Below are 7,769 nucleotides of genomic sequence, written 5' to 3'. Positions count from 1 at the left end.
TACGGCTCACTCGCCGCACACATCGTCTCCAACCCGATGCTCAACGGCGAGGTCATCCGCCTCGACGGCGCCATCCGCATGGCCCCGCGCTGATCCCGCGCTGATCCCGCGCTGATCCCGGAAGCGTAGAAACGGCGCGGGCCGTGAAGGAAATCCCTTCACGGCCCGCGCCGTTCGCGTTCCGGATCTGTCAGGCGGTGCCGACCGCGGCAGCCAACTCACGCATGTGCGAGGTGCTGCGGCAGGTCACCAGCAGCATCGTCACACCCGCGTCCTCCCACTGCTTGACCTGCGTGCGCACCTCGTCGATGTTGCCGATGATCATTGTGTCCGTGACCATCTCGTCGGGCACGATCGAAGCGGCCTCCTCCTTGCGTCCCGACAGGAACAGCTTGCCGATCTCCTTGACCTCCTCGCCGTAGCCCATCCGGGTGTAGACCTGCGCGTGGAAGTTCAGTTCGGGTGCGCCCATCCCGCCGACGTACAGAGCGGTGATCGGCTTGAGCTTCGCGATCTCGGCGGCGCGGTCGTCGGTGACGACCACCTGGCAGGTCGCGGCGACCTCGAAATCCTCACGGCTGCGCCGGGCACCGGGCCGCGCGAATCCCTCGTCGAGCCACTCGTTGTACATCGGCGCCAGTCGCGGCGTGTAGTAGATCGCGAGCCAACCGTCGGCGATCTCGGCGGTCATCGCGACGTTCTTGGGCCCCTCGGCACCGAGCCAGATCGGCAGGTCCGCGCGCAGCGGGTGGGTGATGGGCTTGAGCGGCTTGCCCAGCCCCATCGAGCCGGCGCCGGCGTACGGCAACGGATAGTGCGGTCCGTCGTTGCGTACCGCGGCCTCACGCGCGAGGACCTGACGCACGATCGAGACGTACTCCCGGGTGCGTGCGAGCGGCTTCTGGAACGGCTGGCCGTACCAGCCCTCGACGACCTGCGGGCCCGAGACGCCCAGTCCGAGGATCGCGCGGCCCCCGGACAGGTGGTCGAGCGTCAGTGCATGCATCGCGCAGTTGGTCGGCGTCCGCGCCGACATCTGCGCGACCGAGGTTCCGAGCCGGATGCGCTCCGTGCTCGAGCCCCACCAGGCGAGCGGCGTGAAGGCGTCGTTACCCCACGATTCGGCGGAGAACACGGCGTCGAATCCCGACGCGTCGGCCTCGTTCACCAACTCCTGCGCATTGAACGGAGGCTGCGCACCCCAGTACCCGAGTTGTAACCCCAGCTTCATTGCCTGCCTCCGCGTTTTCCCATATCCGACGTGACCCTTGCCACAGTAATAAGAACCTGTTCTACTCGATTCCGTGACCCAAGGAAAGACAGCGAGCAAGAGCCAAGTGGCCGAGCAGCCACTGAGAGCACCACTTAATCTGAAATTCGACTACACCCGATCGGTGGGCCCGACCATCGGTGCCTTCGTGACAGCGCTTCGAGACCGAAAGGTCATCGGCGCCCGCGGATCCGACGGCCGCGTGCACGTGCCGCCGCCGGAGTTCGACCCGGTGACCCACGATCCGATGACCGATTTCGTCGACGTCGCCGACACCGGCAGCGTCGTGAGCTGGTCGTGGATGGCCGAGCCCATCGAGGGTCAGCCCCTGACGCACCCGTTCGCGTGGGCCCTGGTGAAGCTCGACGGCGCGGACACCTCGATCCTGCACGCCGTCGACGCCGGCTCCCCCGACGCGATGAGCACCGGAATGCGGGTGCGGGTGCGTTGGGCCGACGAGCGCAGCGGACGCATCCAGGACATCGCGTGCTTCGAACCCGGCGAGAGCGACTCCGACTCCGCCGCAACCGGTTCCGGCGGCGAGCCGGTCACGATGATCACCACCCCGATCGACCTGCACTACACGCACACCGCGTCGCTCGAGGAGACCTACTACCTGCGCGGCCTGATGGAGGGCAAGATCATCGGCGGCCGCACCGACGCGAACGGCAAGGTGTACGTCCCGCCGCGCGGTGCCAACCCGACCGACGGCGCCCCCACCAAGGAACAGGTCGAGGTGTCCGACAAGGGCACCATCACCACGTTCTGCATCGTCAACGTGCCGTTCCTGGGCCAGCAGATCAAGCCGCCGTACGTCGCGGCCTACGTGCTGCTCGACGGCGCCGACATCCCGTTCCTGCACCTGATCCTCGACGTCGACGCGTCCGAGGTCCGGATGGGCATGCGCGTCGAGGCCGTGTGGCGGCCGAAGGAGGAGTGGGAGTACTCGCTCAAGAACATCTCCCACTTCCGCCCCAGCGGTGAGCCGGACGCGGAATACGACACCTACAAGCACCACCTCTAGGAGCCTCGAGAACCATGACAGACATTGCAGTCGTCGGCTTCGCACAGGCCCCCCATGTGCGCGAGACCACCGGCACCACCAACGGTGTCGAGATGCTGGTCCCCTGCTTCCAGGAGATGTACTCCGAGCTCGGAATCACCAAGTCCGACATCGACTTCTGGTGCTCCGGCTCGTCCGACTACCTGGCCGGCCGCTCCTTCTCGTTCATCTCCGCGATCGACTCGATCGGCGCCGTGCCGCCGATCAACGAGTCGCACGTCGAGATGGATGCCGCGTGGGCGCTCTACGAGGCCTGGGTCAAACTGATGACCGGTGAGGTCGAGACCGCCCTAGTGTACGGCTTCGGCAAGTCGTCCGCCGGCAACCTCCGACAGATCCTGTCCATGCAGATGGACCCGTACCTCGTGACCCCGCTGTGGCCGGACTCGGTCTCGGTCGCGGGCCTGCAGGCCCGTCTGGGCCTCGACGCCGGCAAGTGGACCGCCGAGGACATGGCCCGGGTCGCGCAGCGCAACCGCGCGTCGGCCATGAGCAACCCCAACGCGCAGATCTCCGGTGACGTCGACATCGAGACGCTGCTGGCGTCCGAGTACGTCGCCGACCCGCTGCGCACGCACGACTGCGCGCCGATCACCGACGGTGCGGCCGCGATCATCCTGGCCCGCGGCGACCGTGCCCGCGAGCTGCGCGAGCGGCCGGCCTGGATCACCGGGATCGAGCACCGCATCGACTCCCCCAACCTCGGATCGCGCGACCTGACGACGTCCCCGTCCACCGCCGCCGCGGCCCGTGCCGCGACCAGCGGCGACGTCTCGAACCTCGACATCGCCGAGCTGCACGCCCCGTTCACGCACCAGGAGATCATCCTGCGCGAGGCGATCGGCCTGACCGACGCCACCACCGTCAACCCGTCGGGCGGCCCGCTCACCGGCAACCCGATGTTCGCCGGCGGTCTCGAGCGCATCGGCTACGCGGCCCGACAGATCTTCAGCGGTGACGCGCAGCGCGTCCTCGCCCACGCCACCAGTGGCCCTGTGCTGCAGCAGAACCTGGTCGCCGTCATGGAAGGACGCAACTGATATGGCCAAGCAACTCGCCGCGGTCCTCGGCACCGGTCAGACCTACTACGTAGCCAAGCGTCACGACGTCACGATGGCCGGCATGGTCCGCGAGGCGATCGACCGCGCCATGGCCGACGCCCACGTCGGCTGGGACGACATCGACGCGATCGTGGTCGGCAAGGCCCCCGATCTGTTCGAGGGTTCGATGATGCCCGAGCTCGCGATGTCGGACGCGTTGGGCGCCAACGGTAAGCCGCTGCTGCGCGTGCACACCGCCGGATCGGTGGGCGCCTCGACGGGTAACGTCGCGGCCAGCCTGGTGCAGGCCGGCGTGCACAAGCGGGTGCTCGCGGTGTCGTGGGAGAAGCAGTCCGAGTCCAACGCGATGTGGGCGCTGGGCACTCCGGTGCCGTTCACGATGCCGGTCGGCGCGGGCGCGGGCGGCTTCTTCGCACCGCACGTGCGCTCGTACATCCGCCGCTCGGGCGCCCCCGACCACATCGGTGCGATGGTCGCAGTCAAGGACCGCCGCAACGGCGCATTGAACCCGTACGCGCATCTCAAGCAGCCCGACATCACCATCGAGTCGGTGCAGGCGTCCCAGATGCTGTGGGACCCCATCCGGTACGACGAGACCTGCCCCTCGTCGGACGGCGCCTGCGCCATCGTCATCGGCAATGAAGACGCCGCCGAAGCTGTCCTGGCGGAAGGCCGCAAGGTGGCGTGGATCCACGCGACCGCGATGCGCACCGAGCCGCTGGCGTACGCCGGCCGCAACGTCGCCAACCCGCAGGCCGGCCGCGACGCCGCGGCCGCACTGTGGAAGGCCGCGGGCATCACCGACCCGCTCACCGAGATCGACGCGGCCGAGATCTACGTGCCGTTCTCGTGGTTCGAACCGATGTGGCTCGAGAATCTCGGGTTCGTGCCGGAGGGCCAGGGCTGGAAGTTCACCGAGGCCGGCGAGACCGCGCTCGGCGGCCAGCTGCCCGTCAACGCGTCGGGCGGAGTCCTCTCGTCCAATCCGATCGGCGCGTCCGGCATGATCCGCTACGCCGAGTCCGCGATGCAGGTCATGGAGCGCGCCGGTGACCACCAGGTCGACGGCGCACGTAAGGCCTTCGGCCACGCCTACGGTGGCGGCTCGCAGTACTTCGCGATGTGGGTGGTCAGTTCCGACCGTCCGACCAACTAGAAGGGTAACGCCATGAAGTTCACCGTCGGCATCGCAATGAGCCCGCTCGACCAGCTCACCGCGCTCGCCCAGACCGCCGAGGAGTGCGGGTTCTCGAACATCGCGCTGCCCGACTCACTGTTCTTCATGGAGACGGCGGCAGCGGACTACCCGTACACTCCCGACGGTTCCCGGATGTGGAACGAGGAGACACCGTGGGTGGATCCGCTGATCGCCGCCGCCGCCATGGGCGCGGTCACGAGCACGATCGGCTTCTACACGAACGTGCTCAAACTCGGCTCCCGCAATCCCCTGCTGCTCGCGCGGCAGGTCGGTTCGGTCGCGAACCTCACCGGCAACCGGTTCGGCTTCGGTGTCGGAATCGGCTGGGCGCCGGAGGAGTTCGAGTGGTGCGGCGCTCCCTACAAGAAGCGCGGCGCCCGCGTCGACGAGATGATCGAGATCATCAAGATGGTGCTGGCCGGTGGCATGGTCGAGTACCACGGTGAGTTCTTCGACTTCGGCCGCCTGCAGATCAGCCCGGCACCGAGCAAGCCGGTGCCGTTCTACGTGGGTGGCCACACCGATGTCGCGCTGCGCCGCGCCGCGCGCATCGGTGACGGCTGGACGTCGGCGATGATGAAGTTCGACGATCTGGTGGCAACGATGGCCCGTCTGAAGGAGCTCCGTGCCGAATACGGCCGGGCCGAGGAGCCTTTCGAGATCCAGGCGGTGTGCATCGACCGATTCGGCAAGGACGGCTACGCCCAGATGGCCGACGCCGGCATCACCGACAACATCGTCGTCCCGTGGATCTTCGACGGCCTCGGCTTCGACGCACCGCTCGAGGCCAAGCAGGACTCGCTGCGCAAGTTCGCCGATCAGTACATCAAGTAGGGAGGGAGCAGCACGTGAGCACACAGGCCGGTACCGAATCGTCCACCGCCGAGCATCCCGCACGGATCGCGGCACGCGCGTCGCAGTCCGCCGCGAGCGGCAAGCGCAAGGAGGAGTGGCTGGATCTGTTCGCCGAGGACGGCTGGGTCGAGGATCCGGTCGGTCCGTCGGGGTTCGATCCGGAGGGCAAGGGTCATCATGGGCGCGAGGCGATCTCGAAGTTCTACGATATGACCATCGCCAACACCGACTCGCTCGAGTTCATCGTCAAGGACTCGTTGGTGTGCGGTGACGAGAACGTCAACATCGGCTTCATCCGCTCGGTGATCGCCGGCAACCAGGTGGACGCCGAGGGAGTCTTCATCTACCGCGTGAACGCGGCGGGCAAGCTGCAGTCGCTGCGGGCCTTCTGGGAGGTCGACCGGGCCATGAAGACGTTGAAGAAGGTCTGATTCACCGAAAAGACGACAGTTCCCGAAAAGCGATGGGGCGGTTACCGGACCCGGTAACCGCCCCATTCTCGTGTGCGCGCTGCCGTGTACCCACCACCGGGACCGGCACACCCGCCCCACCCACGAAACCCTCCTACACACAAAGCAGTAGCGTCAGCGAGGGATGAGGGATCTCGCTGACGCTACTGCGTCCGTGTGGCCCGACTTGGTGTTCCGCTCGAGCCGGAGGGAGAGATTCGAACCTAGTGGGAGACCGGGCAACCCGAGGTCTTGTAGTCGACCTGGTACTCCTTGATGCCGTTGAGCCAGCCGGACCGCAGGCGGCGGGTGTCGCCGGCCTCGGTGATGTCCGGGAGGACGTCGGCGATCGCGTTGAAGATCAACTCGATCTCCATGCGAGCGAGGTTGGCACCCAGGCAGTAGTGGGCACCGGTGCCACCGAACGACAGGTGCGGGTTCGGGTCACGCGTGATGTCGAACGTGTGCGGGTTCTCGAACACGTCCTCGTCGAAGTTGGCCGAGACGTAGCTCATCACCACGCGCTGACCCTTCTTGATCGCGACGCCGCCGATCTCGGTGTCCGCGAGCGCGGTGCGCTGGAACGACGCGACCGGGGTGGCCCAGCGGATGATCTCGTCGGCCATGGTCTTCGGACGTTCCTTCTTGAACAGCTCCCACTGGTCGGGGTTGTCCATGAAGGCCTTCATGCCGTGCGTGGTCGCGTTGCGGGTGGTCTCGTTACCGGCCACCGCGAGCACGATCACGAAGAAGCCGAACTCCTCCGGGCTGAGCACGTCGCCGTCGACGTCCGCCTCGATGAGCGTGGTGACGATGTCGGTGCCCGGATTCTCCTTGCGGGCCTCGGCCATCTGGTACGCGTACCCGAGGATCTCCATCGACGCGGCCGCCGGATCGACGTCGGCGAACTCGGGATCGTCGTACGAGGTCATCTGGTTGGACCACTCGAAGACCTTGCCGCGGTCCTCCTGCGGCACACCGATGAGTTCGGCGATGGCCTGCAGCGGCAGCTCCGCCGCGACCTGGGTGACGAAGTCGCCACTACCCTCCGCAGCGGCGGCCTTGACGATGGCCTCGGCGCGGGACTTCAGTTCGGCCTTGAGCCCGTTGATCGCGCGGGGCGTGAAGCCGCGGGCGACGAGCTTGCGCAGCTTGGTGTGCTCCGGCGCGTCCTTGTTCAGCAGGACGAACCGCTGCAGCTCGATGGCCTCACGCTGCATGTCGTCCGCGAACCGCGGAATCGCGGTGTTCTCCCACGTGGAGAACACGTCGCTGCGCTGCGAGACGTCCCGGATGTCCTCGTGCCGGGTGACCAGCCAGTAGCCACCGTCGTTGAAGCCACCGACGCCGTCCGGCTGGTCGACCCAGTAGACCGGCTGAGTCTTGCGGACCTCGGCAAGCTCCTCGACGGGGATACGGTGTGCGTAGATGTCAGGATCCGTAAAGTCGAACCCTGCGGGAATATTGGGCTGCGCCACTGCTGTCTCCTGCCCTCGCGGTCAGCCCGCGAAGTGATGTGTAACACGTTCTACATGCATTGAATCACAGAGCGCCGATCAGGGAAAGACTAGGCAAATATCTGCCGCAGGACCCCTTGCCCTGTCGGGAGAACCTGTTCTACTTTTCGAAGAAGAGAGTGAAAGGAGCCCGCCGTGGGCACACCAGTAATCGTCGAGGCAGTTCGCACACCGATCGGGAAGCGCGGTGGCTGGTTGTCGGGCCTGCACGCGGCCGAGATCCTCGGTGCCGCACAAAAGGGAATCGTCGATCGCGCGGGGATCGATCCGGTACTGGTCGAACAGGTCATCGGCGGCTGTGTCACGCAGGCCGGCGCGCAGTCCAACAACGTCACCCGCACCGCGTGGCTCGCCGC

Annotated in this window: 7 protein-coding genes and 2 pseudogenes; 7 read left to right on the top strand and 2 right to left on the bottom strand. The window is 66.8% G+C overall.

Going from position 1 to position 7,769, the window contains the following annotated elements; translation table 11 throughout:
• Positions 1–93 (top strand): annotated as a pseudogene (locus DEU38_RS27850) (3-hydroxyacyl-CoA dehydrogenase); the annotation flags it as partial.
• 97 nt (positions 94–190) lie between these two features.
• Here the strand turns inward: DEU38_RS27850 and DEU38_RS27845 are convergent.
• A complete protein-coding gene (locus DEU38_RS27845) occupies positions 191–1,231 on the bottom strand; it encodes an LLM class F420-dependent oxidoreductase (RefSeq protein ID WP_114724608.1) in 1,041 nt (346 codons plus the stop codon).
• A 106-nt stretch (positions 1,232–1,337) separates the two neighbouring features.
• On the opposite strand from DEU38_RS27845, the gene DEU38_RS27840 reads away from it, so the two are divergent.
• From DEU38_RS27840 to DEU38_RS27820, 5 genes are read left to right on the top strand one after another with little or no spacing between them, the layout of a single operon-like run.
• On the top strand, positions 1,338–2,294 hold the full coding sequence (locus DEU38_RS27840; protein ID WP_114724607.1) for a Zn-ribbon domain-containing OB-fold protein: 957 nt from the start codon (positions 1,338–1,340) through the stop codon (positions 2,292–2,294).
• 14 nt (positions 2,295–2,308) lie between these two features.
• Positions 2,309–3,373, top strand: coding sequence for a thiolase domain-containing protein (locus DEU38_RS27835; protein ID WP_114724606.1), 1,065 nt, complete (start codon positions 2,309–2,311; stop codon positions 3,371–3,373).
• Position 3,374: 1 nt separating this feature from the next.
• Complete coding sequence (locus DEU38_RS27830) at positions 3,375–4,550, top strand: thiolase domain-containing protein (protein WP_114724605.1); 1,176 nt, start codon at positions 3,375–3,377, stop codon at positions 4,548–4,550.
• A 12-nt stretch (positions 4,551–4,562) separates the two neighbouring features.
• Complete coding sequence (locus DEU38_RS27825; RefSeq protein ID WP_114724604.1) at positions 4,563–5,426, top strand: TIGR03619 family F420-dependent LLM class oxidoreductase; 864 nt, start codon at positions 4,563–4,565, stop codon at positions 5,424–5,426.
• A 14-nt stretch (positions 5,427–5,440) separates the two neighbouring features.
• On the top strand, positions 5,441–5,878 hold the full coding sequence (locus tag DEU38_RS27820) for a nuclear transport factor 2 family protein (protein ID WP_114724603.1): 438 nt from the start codon (positions 5,441–5,443) through the stop codon (positions 5,876–5,878).
• Between the two features lie 242 nt (positions 5,879–6,120).
• On the opposite strand, the gene DEU38_RS27815 is transcribed toward DEU38_RS27820, so the two are convergent.
• The gene (locus DEU38_RS27815) at positions 6,121–7,374 is read right to left on the bottom strand and encodes a cytochrome P450 (protein WP_114724602.1); all 1,254 of its coding nucleotides are present in this window, start codon (positions 7,372–7,374) and stop codon (positions 6,121–6,123) included.
• Between the two features lie 174 nt (positions 7,375–7,548).
• Here DEU38_RS27815 and DEU38_RS27810 point away from each other — a divergent pair.
• A pseudogene (locus tag DEU38_RS27810) lies at positions 7,549–7,769 on the top strand (steroid 3-ketoacyl-CoA thiolase); the annotation flags it as partial.

Source organism: Rhodococcus sp. AG1013, from assembly GCF_003350365.1.
Taxonomy (GTDB): domain Bacteria; phylum Actinomycetota; class Actinomycetes; order Mycobacteriales; family Mycobacteriaceae; genus Prescottella.
This window is presented reverse-complemented; position numbering and strand designations above follow the sequence as displayed.

What these genes read in the sequence shown, in the direction of transcription:
- DEU38_RS27825 (WP_114724604.1), top strand. Translation starts at nt 4,563, where the DNA reads ATGAAGTTCACCGTCGGCATCGCAATGAGCCCGCTCGACCAGCTCACC.
- DEU38_RS27845 (WP_114724608.1), bottom strand. Translation starts at nt 1,231, where the DNA reads ATGAAGCTGGGGTTACAACTCGGGTACTGGGGTGCGCAGCCTCCGTTC.
- DEU38_RS27835 (WP_114724606.1), top strand. Translation starts at nt 2,309, where the DNA reads ATGACAGACATTGCAGTCGTCGGCTTCGCACAGGCCCCCCATGTGCGC.
- DEU38_RS27830 (WP_114724605.1), top strand. Translation starts at nt 3,375, where the DNA reads ATGGCCAAGCAACTCGCCGCGGTCCTCGGCACCGGTCAGACCTACTAC.